14 protein-coding genes and 1 riboswitch are annotated in these 14,359 nt (G+C 62.1%); of the genes, 1 reads left to right on the top strand and 13 read right to left on the bottom strand.

Going from position 1 to position 14,359, the window contains the following annotated elements; genetic code table 11:
* Nucleotides 1–130: 130 nt before the first annotated feature.
* Entirely contained in the window at nt 131–397 is a 267-nt protein-coding gene (locus tag ABD928_RS13455) for a chorismate mutase (RefSeq protein WP_345169626.1), read from the top strand.
* Nucleotides 398–401: 4 nt separating this feature from the next.
* Here ABD928_RS13455 and ABD928_RS13450 read toward each other — a convergent pair whose 3' ends face one another.
* The 13 genes from ABD928_RS13450 to aroB form a co-directional block, all read right to left on the bottom strand.
* Nucleotides 402–644 (bottom strand): ACT domain-containing protein, encoded by a 243-nt coding sequence (locus ABD928_RS13450; RefSeq protein ID WP_187714858.1) that lies wholly within the window; start codon nt 642–644, stop codon nt 402–404.
* A 274-nt stretch (nt 645–918) separates the two neighbouring features.
* The gene (locus ABD928_RS13445; protein WP_187714859.1) at nt 919–1,800 is read right to left on the bottom strand and encodes a LysR substrate-binding domain-containing protein; all 882 of its coding nucleotides are present in this window, start codon (nt 1,798–1,800) and stop codon (nt 919–921) included.
* A gap of 205 nt (nt 1,801–2,005) precedes the next feature.
* Nucleotides 2,006–4,726 (bottom strand): phosphoenolpyruvate carboxylase, encoded by a 2,721-nt coding sequence (gene ppc, locus ABD928_RS13440; RefSeq protein WP_345169621.1) that lies wholly within the window; start codon nt 4,724–4,726, stop codon nt 2,006–2,008.
* Between the two features lie 94 nt (nt 4,727–4,820).
* The gene (locus ABD928_RS13435; RefSeq protein WP_187714860.1) at nt 4,821–6,167 is read right to left on the bottom strand and encodes an ammonium transporter; all 1,347 of its coding nucleotides are present in this window, start codon (nt 6,165–6,167) and stop codon (nt 4,821–4,823) included.
* Nucleotides 6,168–6,181: 14 nt separating this feature from the next.
* Nucleotides 6,182–6,520, bottom strand: coding sequence for a P-II family nitrogen regulator (locus tag ABD928_RS13430; RefSeq protein ID WP_187714861.1), 339 nt, complete (start codon nt 6,518–6,520; stop codon nt 6,182–6,184).
* A 14-nt stretch (nt 6,521–6,534) separates the two neighbouring features.
* On the bottom strand, nt 6,535–7,281 hold the full coding sequence (locus ABD928_RS13425) for a TorF family putative porin (protein ID WP_345169617.1): 747 nt from the start codon (nt 7,279–7,281) through the stop codon (nt 6,535–6,537).
* 173 nt (nt 7,282–7,454) lie between these two features.
* Nucleotides 7,455–8,615 carry a trans-sulfuration enzyme family protein gene (locus ABD928_RS13420; RefSeq protein WP_187714862.1) on the bottom strand — a complete coding sequence of 387 codons (1,161 nt, stop codon included), beginning with the start codon at nt 8,613–8,615 and terminating at the stop codon, nt 7,455–7,457.
* Nucleotides 8,612–9,631 (bottom strand): alpha/beta fold hydrolase, encoded by a 1,020-nt coding sequence (locus ABD928_RS13415; RefSeq protein WP_345169613.1) that lies wholly within the window; start codon nt 9,629–9,631, stop codon nt 8,612–8,614. Before ABD928_RS13415 ends, ABD928_RS13420 begins: the two co-directional genes overlap by 4 nt.
* Nucleotides 9,632–9,665: 34 nt before the next feature.
* Nucleotides 9,666–9,787, bottom strand: a riboswitch (SAM-I-IV-variant riboswitch).
* Nucleotides 9,788–9,846: 59 nt separating this feature from the next.
* Nucleotides 9,847–10,584, bottom strand: a complete 738-nt coding sequence (locus ABD928_RS13410; RefSeq protein WP_187714864.1) for a GntR family transcriptional regulator — start codon at nt 10,582–10,584, stop codon at nt 9,847–9,849.
* 43 nt (nt 10,585–10,627) lie between these two features.
* Nucleotides 10,628–11,548 carry a prephenate/arogenate dehydrogenase family protein gene (locus ABD928_RS13405; RefSeq protein ID WP_345169609.1) on the bottom strand — a complete coding sequence of 307 codons (921 nt, stop codon included), beginning with the start codon at nt 11,546–11,548 and terminating at the stop codon, nt 10,628–10,630.
* Nucleotides 11,545–12,414 (bottom strand): phenylalanine 4-monooxygenase, encoded by an 870-nt coding sequence (gene phhA, locus ABD928_RS13400; protein ID WP_345169606.1) that lies wholly within the window; start codon nt 12,412–12,414, stop codon nt 11,545–11,547. Before phhA ends, ABD928_RS13405 begins: the two co-directional genes overlap by 4 nt.
* Nucleotides 12,411–13,265: a shikimate dehydrogenase family protein gene (locus ABD928_RS13395; protein ID WP_345169603.1), complete on the bottom strand. Its 855-nt coding sequence runs from the start codon at nt 13,263–13,265 to the stop codon at nt 12,411–12,413. The genes phhA and ABD928_RS13395 overlap by 4 nt, the downstream gene beginning before the upstream one ends.
* Nucleotides 13,262–14,356: a 3-dehydroquinate synthase gene (aroB, locus tag ABD928_RS13390; RefSeq protein WP_345169600.1), complete on the bottom strand. Its 1,095-nt coding sequence runs from the start codon at nt 14,354–14,356 to the stop codon at nt 13,262–13,264. The genes ABD928_RS13395 and aroB overlap by 4 nt, the downstream gene beginning before the upstream one ends.
* Nucleotides 14,357–14,359: the final 3 nt, after the last annotated feature.

The following is a 14,359-nucleotide window of genomic DNA, read 5'->3' as shown; positions in this document are numbered from 1 at the left end:
TGCGAACGACAATGGTGCGGCGCGAAATATTCACGGCGCCCGCGAACTTGTCACGAAAACATTTGCTGGTTGTTCAACGGGCTGGGCTCGCTAGGGGGGCGGCATGATACCAGCAGACCAATGTCGCACGATGGAAGACGTCCGGGCCAGCGTCGATGAGATCGACGAGCAAGTCGTAGGCCTCCTAGGCTCTCGTTTCCGCCTCATGGAAGCCGCCGCCCGGATCAAGCGCAACCGGGGGGACGTCCGCGATGAGGAACGCAAGGCGGCCGTCATCGCCCACGTCCGCCGACGCGCCGAGGAGGTCGGAGCGCCTCCCGAGCTCGTTGCGCAACTCTACGATCTCCTGATCGAAGGCTCGATCGCATACGAATTTGAAAAATTCGACGCTCGCTGAACTACTAAACGGGCGGGATCGTGCTTTCGGTGGTGAGAACGCCCGGAAGCTGCCGAACGTTCGCGAGCAGGTGCTGGAGGTCCGACTTCGAGCCGCCCCCAAGACTGAGGTAAACGGAAGCCAGCCTTGAACGCGCGCAGGGAACGACCCTGATTGAGCGCAGGTAGAAGCCGCTATCCTCGACCGCGCTCAGAACCGGCGCAACGGGGTGGATCGATTGATCGATCTCGACGGACATATGGCACATTGGCCTTTTCCTCCTTTGAATTGCAGACAATAAAAAACCCCGCTCCGGGTCCCGGAGCGGGGTCTTGGATCTCTTGATGTTGCTTCGTTCAGCTAGTCAGAGGTCACTCCCGCTCCGGAATGGAGACGTACGATTACGAGTGCCGCTGCTGCGAAGGACGCAGAGACGCGAGCTTTGTGGGTCAGCAATGTGCCAACAGTGATCACGCGAATCCTACTCCTTTGAGACGCAAGGTGTCGCCAATCAGGCCGCTTGTCGAGTGCGTGCTACGCAATCACGCCGCCGCATCGACCGCGATCTGCTCGAAAAGCCAATTGTGGAAGATCCGGATCGGCTTGCGATCAAGACCCTGGCGATTGCACGCAAACCAGTAGGCGTAGGGGCTGACGGCCGACCGTCCGAAGAATTGCACCAACCGGCTGTCGTTCGATGCCTTGAGATGGCTGTCGAGCATGAAAGCGATCCCCAAGCCGCCGGCAGCGGCGTCAAGGATCAGCTGACCGGCGTCGAAATAGCTGATTTCCGCCGGCTCCAGCTCAGGCATACCGATCGATGTTCGCCAGGCGTCAAATCCCTTGGGCAAGTCGCGGTGAAGCAGGATCTGAACGTTGCGGAGGTCGGCGGGCGTCCGCACGACGTCGAGCAGGTCGCGCGAGCCGATCGCCACGATGCTGCCGCGTTCAAGCATCCGCGAGTACAGCTTCTCGTCGACCTTGTCGGTGATCGCGATCGCGGCATCCAAACCTTCGCCCAGGCGAGCAATGCGATCGGCCCCCGTATCGACGTCGATTGACAGCTCGGGGTGACGGTGTCGCAACTCTGGCAAGAGCGGCATCAGCCGCTGCGAGGCGAAAAGCGAGGGAACCGCGATCCGAATCCGCATGCGCTCGGTCTCGCCTACCCTCGCAACGGCGGAAGACAGTGCTTCAATGTGCGGTTCGATGTCGGCCAGGAACGCCTTGCCACGCGCATTGAGGTGAACCGAGTTGCTCTGACGCTCGAACAGCGACGTGCCGATGAATTGTTCAAGCGACTGGATACGCCGGGTCAGCGCCGGGGACGAAAGTGCAAGCGAGTCCGCGGCCGCCTTGATCGAGCCCAACCGCGCCGCGTGGACGAAGGCCTGGATCGATCCCAACGGTGGAAGCCTTCGCAATGCGCCACTCCAGCCTTGTGCAGCGCAGCATTATGCTGCTTGTTCTGATCTGGGCAAGAAAAAAGGGGCCTTCCGGGGAGAGAGAGTGGAAGGCCCCTGGTAACGTAGGAGAGGACCGCGTTACCGGCCCGCTCTTTGTGGGTTAGGAAGACCATTGCTGCAATTGCGAAGAGTGCATTCGCATATGCACAATTCGCAACCGCGATCAGCCGGAGTTTCGTAGCGCGGTCGCGATGGCGTTGATGGTCAGGTGAATACCATCCTGAACCTTCTGGTCGGTCTCGCCCGACCGAAAGCGGCGCATGAGCTCGATCTGCAGATGGTTGAGCGGCTCGATATAGGGCAGACGCAATCGGATCGAGTTCCGGAGCTGCGGGCTTCGCTCAAGAAGGCTCGTTTCGCCAGTGATCTCAAGCAGCGCATCATGGGTACGATGCCACTCGTCGCGGATCCGGCCGAACAAATGTGCTCTTGCCTGTTCGTCCTCAACCAGCTCGGCGTAACGGGCACTGATTGCGATGTCGGACTTGGCCAGGACCATCGCGATATTGTCGAGCGAGGTCCGGAAGAACGGCCAGGCTGCGAACATTTCACGTAACGCACCCAGATCCTGCGCGGCTGACGCCGCCGAGCCGACGCCATACCATCCGGGCAGCATCACGCGGGCCTGGGCCCAGCTGAATACCCAGGGAATCGCCCGAAGGTCTTCGATCCGGTCGGACTTGGTGCGACTGGCGGGGCGCGATCCGATATTCAGCGTCGCGATCTCCGAAAGCGGAGTCATCTGTCGGAAGAACGTTGGAAAGCCGGGTTCGTCGTAGACTAGGCTCCGATATTCCGAGAACGAGACGGCGGAGAGACCATCCATCACTTGAGCGAAGCGGCGCCGATCTGCTTCGGAGAGCTGGTCCTGTTCCAGTGAGGCGAGTACGGTCGCCGCCGTCATCGCCTCGAGGTTTGCAGCGGCGATATCCGGCGTCGCATATTTTGCGGCGATGACTTCGCCCTGCTCGGTGATGCGAATGCGGCCCTGGACTGTGGCCTTCGACTGAGCGCGAATCGCTCCGAAGCTCGATCCGCCGCCTCGGCCGACTGCACCGCCGCGACCGTGGAAAAGCTGCATATGCACGCCCGCGTCCGCGAAAACCGCCGCAAGCGCCTCGCTTCCCTTGTAGAGGCTCCAGACCGATGTGAGATAACCGCCGTCCTTGTTGGAGTCCGAGTAGCCGATCATCACTTCGGCGTGCCCGCGCTCTGAGACCGCCGTCATGATTTCCGGCAACTCGAGCCACCTGCGGACGACTTCCGGAGCCCGTTCAAGGTCGGCGATCGTCTCAAACAGCGGAACCGCCAAGATGTCCGCGTGCGGAGCACTGCTCGCGCTCCACAGGCCCGCCTCCTTGAGCAGGACGTGAACCTCAAGCAGATCCGATAGCTGCTCCGTCTTGGAGATCACATGGTACTCGATGGCGGCCGGCCCAAACAGCGCATGTGCCTCGGCAGCGCCGCGCATGATCGCAAGTTCAGACTGCGTCTGGTCGGAATAGCTCAAAAACGGGCTCGACAGCAGGCGCTCCGATCCGAGTTCCTTGCGCAAGAGATCGACCCGCTCCTCTTCCGACAAGGCCAGGTAATCGGGCTCAACGCCCGCCGTGGCGAGCAGCTCGGCGACCACCTTTTCGTGGACGTTGGAATTCTGGCGAAGGTCCAGTGTCGCCAGGTGGAAGCCGAAAGTCTCAACCGTTCGAATGAGCCTTCGTAGCGGCGCATGAGCGGACAACAGTCCGTTGCCTTCGCTGGCAAGCGCATCGACGACGGCCTTCAGCTCGCCGGAGAACTCGGCCGGTGCTTCGTACGGCTCGGCTTCGAGCCGCGAAGGTCTCGGGGGGTCCTTGCCCCTGTTTGCATGATAGGTCGCAGCGAGCCGCGCGTAGATGCCGCTGATGGCTCTACGATAGGGCTCATCCGCTCGCGCGGGCGATGCGTCGTGAGAGCGATCGGCGAGCACTCGCAGCTCGGGAGTCACGTCCGCCAATTCCGCGGAAATCGACAGCTCCGCGCCGAGCGCGTGGACCTGATCGAGATAGTGAAGCAGGATTGTCTCGCACGAGCGGCCCAGCGCTAGGCGCAGAGTTTCGACGGTGACGTTGGGATTGCCGTCGCGATCGCCGCCAATCCAGGTGCCGAGCCGGAGGAAGCTCGGGGGCCTCTGACCAAGCACCCCCTCCCAGCGTCCGTACAGCCGCGGCAACACCGGCAGAAAGATGTCTCGCATGTAGGAGACCGCGGTCTCGACCTCGTCGGCGACGAACAGTCGCTCGCGCCGCAGCGGCCGGGTCAGCCAAAGGAAGGCGACCTGGCGGGCAAGTGCCTCTTCGACACGCTCTCCGTCGAGGGTCTCCGAACGCCCCTCGTCACGCAATCGCATGAGTTCGGCGATGCGATTCTTGTGGTCGATCATGCTCTTGCGACGCACTTCCGTGGGGTGCGCCGTCAGCACGGGCATGATCAGGCCGTTTGCGAGAAGTTCGGCGATCTGCTCCTGACCGGTGCCCTGCACCTTCAGGATCTCCAGAGCTTCCGCCAGCGTCGCATCCGGCTCGGCAGCTTCCGCCTGCCGGTCTTCGGCGAGGTTCGCGAGCATCGAAAAGAGCATGAAACCGCGGACGAAATCGAGCGCCTCATCCTGGCTGAGGGCCGCAAGGCCAGGGTCAACTGCGTCGTCGTCGGCGATAACTCCGCGATACCGGTCCACGGACGTTGAGCGGATATATTCAATCCGGCGGAATAAAGTGTCACCACCGAAGCGGCGAATGACGTCGCCGAGGATGCGGCCAAGAAAGCGGATGTCGGGATTCTGTTCGACCGACCGGGCGCCCTTCGCGACGGAAGCGACTTTCGAGTCCTGTTCAGCGACCGTTGTCATCGTCTGGCTCAGCTACGCCCTAATCTTCCCTGATGGCAACGAACGGGCCGGCACTTGCGTGCCGACCCGCCACAACTGCTGAGCACGCCTCGGATCAGTAATTGTACGCCCGTTCCCCATGCTCGTTGACGTCGAGGCCCTCACGCTCGGCGTCAGGTGCCACGCGCAATCCGGTCACAGCCTTGGCGACGTAGATTGCGATGGCCGTTCCGATTGCGGCCCAAGCGATGGTGGTCGCGACGGTCAGGAACTGGGTGACCATCTGTCCGCCAATCGCATAATCCGCGCCGCCCGGGCCTCCGAGCGCAGGCGAATAGACGATGCCGGTGCCGAGCGCTCCGATCATGCCGCCGATCCCATGGATACCGAAAGCATCCAGGGAGTCGTCGTAGCCGAGTTTCGGCTTCAACTTCGCGACGGCGAGGTAGCAGACGACTGATGCGACCGCGCCAAGCACGATGGCGCCGAACGGCCCGCTATTGCCCGCCGCCGGAGTGACGGCAACGAGCCCGGCGATAACGCCCGAGCAGAAGCCGAGCGCCGACGGACGGTGACCGGCAAGCCTCTCGACAAGCATCCACGCCAAAGCCGCCGAGGCGGTTGCAACGAACGTGTTGATCATCGCCAGCCCCGCCGATCCATTCGCTTCCAGCGCAGAGCCCGCGTTGAACCCGAACCAGCCAACCCACAGCAGGCCAGTGCCGACACTGGTGAGCGTCATCGAATGCGGGAGCATGGGCTCGTTCGGATAGCCGACTCGCTTGCCGAGGATCACCGCGGCAACGAGCGCGGAGACGCCCGCGTTAATGTGAACGACCGTGCCACCCGCGAAATCCAGCGCGCCCATCTCAAAGAACAAGCCGCCAGCCGCCCAGACCATATGCGCAATTGGGAAGTACACGATCGTCAGCCAGATCAGCGCAAAGACACAGGTGGCCGCGAACTTCATCCGTTCAACGACGCTGCCCAGGACCAGCGCGACGGTGATCGCCGCAAAGGTCATCTGGAAGCAGATGAAGACATATTCCGGAATGGCGACGCTGTCGGTGAAGGTCGCCGACGTGGACTCGCTCGTGACACTCGCCAGGAAGAGCTTTCCGAACCCGGAAATGAAGGCGTTGCCTCCGTCGCCGAATGCCATTGTGTAACCCCAGCACACCCAGACGAGGATCGCGATCGCCGCGACGGCACCAATCTGCGTCATCGTCGAAAGCATGTTCTTGGCGCGGGTCAGGCCGCCGTAGAACAATGCGAGACCCGGCAGGATCATCATCAGGACCAGCACCGTCGAAGTCATCATCCAGGCGGTATCGCCCTTGTCGACGGTCGGAGCCGCCGGAGCGGCGGCGGCAGCGGCGTCCTGCGCCCAGGCGGGCATGGCCGCGAGCATGCTTAGCGCCATCGCCGAGGCGGCGACGGCTGACTTTTGAACAAGCTTCATGGAATTCACCCCTCTCAAAGCGCGTCGGCGCCGACGTCGCCGGTGCGGATGCGGAGCGCCTGCTCCACGTCCAGGACGAAGATCTTGCCGTCGCCGATCGAGCCCGTGCGCGCGGCGCTGCTGATCGCTTCGACGACATGCTCGGCAAGCGAGTCCTCGACGACGATTTCGAGTTTGATCTTGGGCACGAAATCGATGACGTACTCGGCGCCACGATAAAGCTCGGTGTGGCCTTTCTGACGGCCGAAGCCCTTCACTTCCGTGACCGTGATCCCGGCGACGCCGACGTCTTGCAGCGACTCCTTCACCTCATCGAGCTTGTGCGGCTTGATGATCGCTAGAACCAGTTTCATTCAGCGCTCCCCCCTCAGAATGCCACGCCGAGAGTTGCCACCACGCCAGCCTTGCTGATGTTGCGGCCGCTCGGGCTGTACAGAGACTTGTTGGTGTCGACGTAGGAGATGCCCGCCGACAGGTTCTTGTGCGTTACGGTCGCCCCCAGGCTCCAGTCGGAATAGCCGTCGCCGATGGTCAGATAGCTCGGACCGAAGCTGTGACCGAAGTGCGCGGTCAGGCTGACCGGAGTCTTCGGAATGGCGTACCCCAGGTCGCCGGCGAGATAGAGGTTGTCTTCCTTGCCGTTACCGACGGTCAGTGCCTTCTGCTTCGGAGCATAGGCGATGGTGCCTGTAAGCGTCGCAGCGCCCATCGCCTGGCTGATCTTCAGGTAAGGCTCGGCGAAGTCGGTGTTGGCGCCGCCCGAACCTGGATAATAGTAATAAAGGAGACCGCCATCGATCGTGGTCGATCCGAACGTCTTCTTGTAGCCGAAGATCAGGTCGAGCTCTGCATCAGCGCCCGCCGCGACGTAATCGTCAATCGATGAGCCCCACACGGATCCGTAAACGCCGGAGCTGTGCCCGACCGTGAAAGTCCCCTGGATGGCGAACCTCTTGTCGGTCTGCGAAATGCCGCGAAAGCGGTAATCGGAAACGACGGTTGCGCCGCCGTTGACAGTGAATCCGCCGCCCAGGTCCTCAGCCGCCGCAGGGGCAGCCATGGAAATAGAGAGCAACGCAGCAACGTAACACGATACTCGAACGAAACCTGACATGAGGATCCTCCCCAGAAGTGGTGGCCTCTCTCCCCAGCTTCGGCAGCGTTTCCCCGCGCCGCGTCTGCTGCAACAAAATGGACACATTCTTGCTGCAGTGCACAACGCGAAATGTTAACGCTCACATAAGTGTGAGCACGCGCACAGATTCAGGCGTTCGGAATCTGAAAGAATTAGGATCCCAAACGGGTGAATCCGCGGTTCAAATCCGCGATCAGATCGTCTGGGTCTTCGAGACCTACGGACAGGCGCAATAGGTCGGCAGAGATGCCCGCTTTCTCCTGAGCCTCAACCGGCATCCCACGATGAGTCATGGTCGAAGGAGTACAGATCAAAGTCGAAAATCCGCCGAGCGAAGATGCAAGCGTGATCAAGTCGAGGGCGCCGACGAATCGGTCGGCAACCGGCTTACCTCCACGAAGTTCGAAGCTGAGCATGAATCCGGGCCCGAACTGTTGCGCTGCAACAAGCTCTGCGCCGTCCGATGAATCGAGCCCAGGATAGTACACCGCCTTCACCTCCGGTCGTTCAGCGAGCCATTCCGCGATTCGGGTCGCGGTCGCTTCCTGCCGATCGATTCGCAGCGGCAACGTCCGAAGCCCGCGCACGATCTGGGACGAGTCAAACGCGGAGCCGTTCAATCCCCCGGCGTTCGACCACCACTCCAGCTCTTCAACCATTGCCGGATCACTCGCGAGAAGTGCGCCGCCGAACAGGTCGGCATGACCATTAAGAACCTTGGTCGTCGAATGACAGACAAGGTCGCAGCCAAGATCGAGCGGCCGCTGGCGAAGTGGCGAAAGCAACGTGTTATCGGCAATCGTAAGCGCGCCGCGCGACCTCGCTGCTGCAGCCCGCCTTCGGATGTCGGTGATCCGCATTAGCGGATTGCTTGGCGTCTCGATCCACAGCAGCGCGAATTCATCCTCGATCGCTCTATCGAACGCCGCGTCGTTTGTTTGATCGACAAACGTGCACCGGATCTTGCACTGACGCTCCAAAGCTTCGAGCAGCCGATAGGTGCCGCCGTAGCAGTCGTGAGGCGCAATTACGCGGGCGCCAGCGGGTAAGCGCAGGAACGCGAGTAGTGCCGCCGCTTGCCCACTGTTCGTGACTACGCCACCCGCGGCGCCCTCGAGCTCGGACAAGGTTCGGATGAGCATCGCTCGGTTGGGATTGACCGTGCGCGAATAATCGAAGGCCGGCTTTTCGGCGGGGCTGGCCCATTCGAACGTGTCCGTTGGCCAGATCGCCGGTCCGACGCTGCGGTAGGCGGGGTCCAGATCCGGGTGCGCCGCCGCGACAATCGTGCACGGCTTCTTCGGCTTGCTCATTCCTCGCCGGCCACAAAAGGCGCGATCAGCGATCCGACGCGCTCTGCTTCCTTCAGGAACATGTCATGGCCGTACAGGGAGTCGAGCAAATGGAGCTGAGCGAGGTCACCGAGCCGCTCTGCCAGCGTCCGGAGCTGTTCGGCAAAGACAAGCTGATCGCTTTCTGCGCCGATGATCAGACACGGCACCTGGATCTTCGTCGGGTCGACATCGTGCCGGTCGATCGAGGCCGAAAGGCTCAGGAAGCGACCCGGGCACATAACTGAGCAGAAAGCCTGTCCCCGCGAGCGTAAATAGGCCCCCGGCTCAGATCCGGAGAGGACGCCGTCATCGGCGATTCCTCCCTCAAACCTTTCCTGGAATTCCGCCGGTGTGCGGTAGGTCAGCATCGCCAGTCCGCGCGCGATGGACAGTGCCTCTTCGCCGCAGCCAGCGGCTTGGCCCAGGGCAACGACTCTCCGCTGAAGTTCGCGTGCTGCGGTACTGGTGGGATGCGGCCTTTCCGCAGCAGACACGATTACCAGGCGCGAAACGCGGTCCGGCTCCGCCTCGGCCAAAGCCAGGCCAACCATCGCGCCATATGAGGCACCAAGTATTGCTGCTGGACGATCGATCCCGATCGAGTCCAGGGCCGCGGCGAGAACCCTCGCCTGCTCAGCCGTAGTCGGGGCGGACGTTCCGCTATCGTCGGCCGCGAAATCGACGCCGACGATGTAGAAGCCGCGAGGGTCAATCGATTGCCCCTGGCCGATAAGGTTCGACCACCAGCCTGCAGAACCCTCCGGCGTCAGCGAAGGAAAGCCGTTAGCCGAAATACCGCCGAGGACGACAATGGGGGGATTGGAGGGATTGCCGAGCGCCGAGGCGCGAACGGTGTCGCCAAACCGCCGGAGATCGGGCGGCACAGGAACATCGAACACCGTCAGAAGCGGGCGCGACGTCGATGGACCTCGGCCTTCAGAGGTCACCTCTTGCGCATTCGATGTGTCGAGACACGGCAGTACAGACAGCTCCATAACCCTTCCTTCGGGAGCCGGGTGACACTGCCTATTGAGCCCGCTTCGTTGCCCTTTCGGCCGCATCGCCCCGCTCGGGACTGCCACCTTGCCCGGGAGGGCAGGTTGGCGTGGGTCGTTGGCCTTTTGGCCGCCAGCCCACTCTTGATGCTTCCCGCGGCCCAGAAGAGCCACGTTGGATCCCAAACTATGCTGCAGCGCAGCTTAACGTCAAGTTATAAGTTGGCTTCGCCAGGCGTTCCGCCCTCGAGGCCGAGGCTCCGCCGGGCCGGACTTGAATGACCGCGCATGAGCGATTCGGCAACATCCGGCTGACCACCATCAATGGCGTCTACGATCGCGTGATGCTGGTAATGTCCTGAGAGAAGGATGGGATAAATCTCGTCTAGCGGAATGCGATTGAAGGCCACGACGTTGGGTGCGACGAACGGTATCGAATAGACCCGATGAATGAGGTCGCCGAGCAAAGGGTCCTGAGCGCCGCTGACAATCAAGTCGTGAAAGCGCATGTTCATGTCCGCGTAGGCATTCTCGTCATTCTTGACGACATGACCCTTGGCGAAAATCGCGTCGCCTTGCGCGAGCGTGTCCCGCAACTCCTCGACAATCGTCCCGCGATCTTCGCGAGAGGCTAGCTCGCGAGCGGCGTAGCCTTCCAGGACACAGCGGATTTCAGTAGCCCTGTAACTGTCCTCAACCGTGAAGTTCCGAACCGCATATCCCCGCTTTCCGGCAGGTTCGAGCAGTCCCTCGCTTGCAAGCGCCGGAAGCGCATTCCGAACCGGCGTTCTCGAAACACCGAGGCGCTCGGCAATCGCAGCCTCCGCTACGCGCTTGCCGGGCGGAAGGATTCCTTCGACAATCAATTCCCGAATTCGTTGGGCTACTCGACTGTCCACACGCCGCTCTTGATTGGATCCATGAGATAGCTCCCCTCTCTCGCCGTCACTCATAGCCGGAGGGGAGAAGTCCAGTCTATGGCCCGAAGCTCCAAGCTCACTGTTTCTGTCGCCCGAAATCGGGAGCTGCAACGTCCTGGCCTTCGTAGATGATTGCCCTGCGGATCGCGCCGGTTCGGCTGAACCAATCGAACAGCGCCGGGCCATCAGCTTCGCGAATGGCATTCTCGAGGCTGCCCAGATCGGCGAGAAACCGACCCAGAACGTCGAGAACGGCCTCTTGGTTAGCGAGGAACACATCGCGCCACATCACCGGATTGGATGCGGCGATCCGAGTGAAATCGCGGAACCCGCCGGCCGAATATTTGATGACTTCCCCTTCGGTCACGGCCTCCAGGTGCGACGCAGTCCCGACGATCGTGAAGGCAATGAGGTGCGGCAAATGGCTGGTAATCGCCAGGACCAGATCGTGACGCGCCGCGTCCATGATTTCGACGCGCGCGCCAAGCGCGTCCCAGAAGCTAACGAGCCTGGCAATGTCGGCTGGATCGGTGGAGTCCTCAGGAGTCAGAATACACCAGCGATTGCGGAAGAGGCCCGCAAAGCCCGCTTCCGGACCGCTGTTCTCGGTCCCTGCAATCGGATGAGCCGGGATGACGACAGCGTCAGGGAGAGCCGCCCGGATTTCCCTCGCGATCAACCCCTTTGCCGACCCGACATCGGTGACGATCGTGCCGGGACGGAGGTGGGGAGCGATGGAGATCGCCGCCTCGGCCATGGCTCCGACGGGAACGCAAAGAATTACGAGGTCCGCGCCGGAAACAGCCGCCTCAGAGCCTTCAGCAAGAAGGTCGACCAACTGCAATGAAGCGGCCCGGTCGCAAACGTCCGCGCTCACGTCGAACCCATTCAGTCTCACACCCGGCATCGCCTCGCGAACTGAACGCGCGATGGAGGACCCGATCAAGCCAAGGCCGATCACGGTAACACTCTGAAATGGCGGCGAAATGGAGGTCACGCCCCGAACACCTCGTCCGGTCTGGCGACCTTGGGATCGATATCCGACTGGCTCTCAAGTTCGGCGCAGACAGCCTCGAAATCATTCTCACGGACAATATCAAGGACATCTTCGAACCGGTCGATCACGAAATAGGTCTTCTGGAATTCGTCCGGGCGATACCGCGTCCGCAACACCCGCTTCAGGTCGAACTTGAGACGGTGAGGCCGCGGACTATCCAGGCTGTAGTGGGTTTCACCGAAGCTCGACACGATGCCCGCGCCGTAAATCTTCGTCCGTCCATCCTCGCGGGCCAGCCCGCATTCGATCGTGTACCAATAGAGACGCGCAACGCGCTCGATCTCGCCTAGCTCGACCGCCTTGAGTCCCAGCTTGCCGAGCTCGACCATGAAATCCGCGACAGCCGGCTGAGCCAGCAGCGGCACATGGCCGAACACATCGTGGAACACGTCCGGTTCGCCGAGATAATCCATCTGCTTGGCAGTTCGCATGAAGTTGCCGGCCGGAAAGCGGCGGCTGGCGAGATGCTCGAAGAAGACGTCGTCCGGAATCACGCTTGGGACCGCGACGATCGTCCACCCTGTCCGCGCACCCAGCTTCTCGTTCAGCTCTTCGAAGTTCGGAACACCCGGATGCGACAGGTTGAGGATGTCGAGGCCGTCTTCCAGCGCCCGGACCACCTTGTCGTGCAGCAAGGTCTTCTGGCGCGCAAAAAGGGTGTTCCAGACCCAGTGGTCCTCGTCCGTCAGCTCTTCCCAGTGCTGGGGCACGGTCCAGTCGCTGGCGGCACCTTCGGGCGGCTCGGCGCCCGCCGGAGCGCGGTGTTGATGCCGGCTCGGCTCCAGCAAGGTACGCGGATGGCTCATTGGTTTCCCTTGGGAATGAGAAGGTTGCGAAGCTCTTTGCCCGGTGCGGGCGGACGAGCTCCAAAGAACAGTTCGAATGCCCGGGCGGCCTGGCCTACGAGCATGGTCAGGCCATCCACTGGCAAGCCTCCGCCGGCGCGACCCGCTACAAGGAATGCGGTTTCGATCGGCGTGGTAACGAGATCGAATATCGTCGCCGCGGCGGCATGTCGCCCGACCGCGTCGACCAACATGTCCGGCATCGGTTCGGCGCCGACCATTCCGAGCGGGCTCGCATTGATAATCGCCGCCGCGCCTTCGAACGCCTGTTCGGCGTCCACGATCTGCACGAACTTCATGGTCGTTGAAGGAGCAAGGCTCCGCAGTGCTTCGGAACGCCCAGGATCGCGCGCAACCACTGAAATCCTTGCTGCGCCGCGGTCGGCGAGATAGGCGACAACGGCTCGCGCCCCTCCCCCCGCACCGATCAATGCGGCCGACTTTCCAGCGAGATCGAGAGTATCTAGCGCGGCCTCGATCCCGTCGAGATCCGTGTTGTGGCCGACAAGCTTCTCCAAGCCGCCCGCTCGCCTCCTTTCGATGCAGTTCACGGCGCCGACTTGGGCTGCCGAAGCTGAGATCTCATCGAGGGCAGGGATCACGTCGACCTTGTGCGGGATCGTCACGTTGCAGCCCAGCCAGTCGGGGTTGTTGCGACGGTCTGCGAGGAACGGCTCGAGCTCGGTCGGCTGGACCTGCGTTGCTCGATAATCCGCGTCGATCCCAAGTTGCTGAAGCCAGAACTTGTGAATGATCGGCGACTTCGATTGAGCGATCGGATCGCCGATGACTTCCGCAAAAGGGGCCCTCATGGCGCTTCGTCCAGGAAAGCGGCAACGTCCCCCATATCGACGGTCCCATCGACGAACGCCTTGCCGATACCGCGAGTCAGGATGAAGGTCGTTCGCCCAGCGGCATGCTTCTTGTCGCGCTCCATATTCGCGGCGAGTTCTTCTCCACGTCCCTGCATTTCGACCTCGGCCAGCGTCGTCGGCAGACCAGCGGATCGGAAATGCTCGCGAACTCTGCGTGCATCGTCCGGACCGCAGAGTCCGCGTTCGGCCGAGAATGCAAATGCCAGCACGCACCCGAGAGCCACCGCCTCGCCGTGAAGCAGCCGGTCCGAAAAGCCCGTAGCCGCCTCAAGCGCATGCCCGAAGGTGTGCCCGAGGTTCAGGAGCGCACGGCGCCCCTTCGTCTCGACCTCGTCTTCTTCAACGACCCGCGCCTTGCCAGCGATTGCCACCGCGATGGCATGGGTTCGCGCTTCCGCTTCGCCGTCGAGCACGGCCGGCCCATTTCTTTCGAGCCACTCGAAGAATTCGGGATCCTCGATCAGGGCATATTTGACGACCTCGGCGTAGCCGGCCCGCACCTGTCGCGGGTCAAGACTGTCGAGCAGCGACGGATCGACGATCACCAGCGCCGGTTGGTGGAAAGCCCCAACGAGGTTCTTGCCCGCCGGGACATTGATTGCGGTCTTTCCGCCCACGCTGCTGTCGACTTGCGCCAGCAATGTGGTCGGCACTTGAACGAAATTGCATCCGCGATTGACGATCGCAGCCGCGAAGCCAGCGAGGTCGCCGACCACTCCGCCGCCGAATGCGACTACATGATCGGTGCGCTCGACACCGTTCTCGATCAGCTGGTCGATTACGGAAGACAGCCCCGCCCAGCTCTTGCTCGCCTCGCCTGCCGGGATGACGATCGGAACGGCCCTGGTCGACCCGAGCCCCGCCTGGAACCGGTCACCCAGCAAGTCCCAGACAATTTCGTCACTAATCACGAGCAGGCGGCCGTCGCGAGCCATCGGCTCAAGATGCCCGGACAGGCGATCGACCAGGCCCCGTTCGATCAGGATTTCGTAGCTGCGGCCGCCCAGCGCGACCCGAATCGTCTTCATGAG

This window comes from Sphingomonas daechungensis, assembly GCF_039543105.1.
GTDB lineage: Bacteria > Pseudomonadota > Alphaproteobacteria > Sphingomonadales > Sphingomonadaceae > Sphingomicrobium > Sphingomicrobium daechungense.
This window is presented reverse-complemented; position numbering and strand designations above follow the sequence as displayed.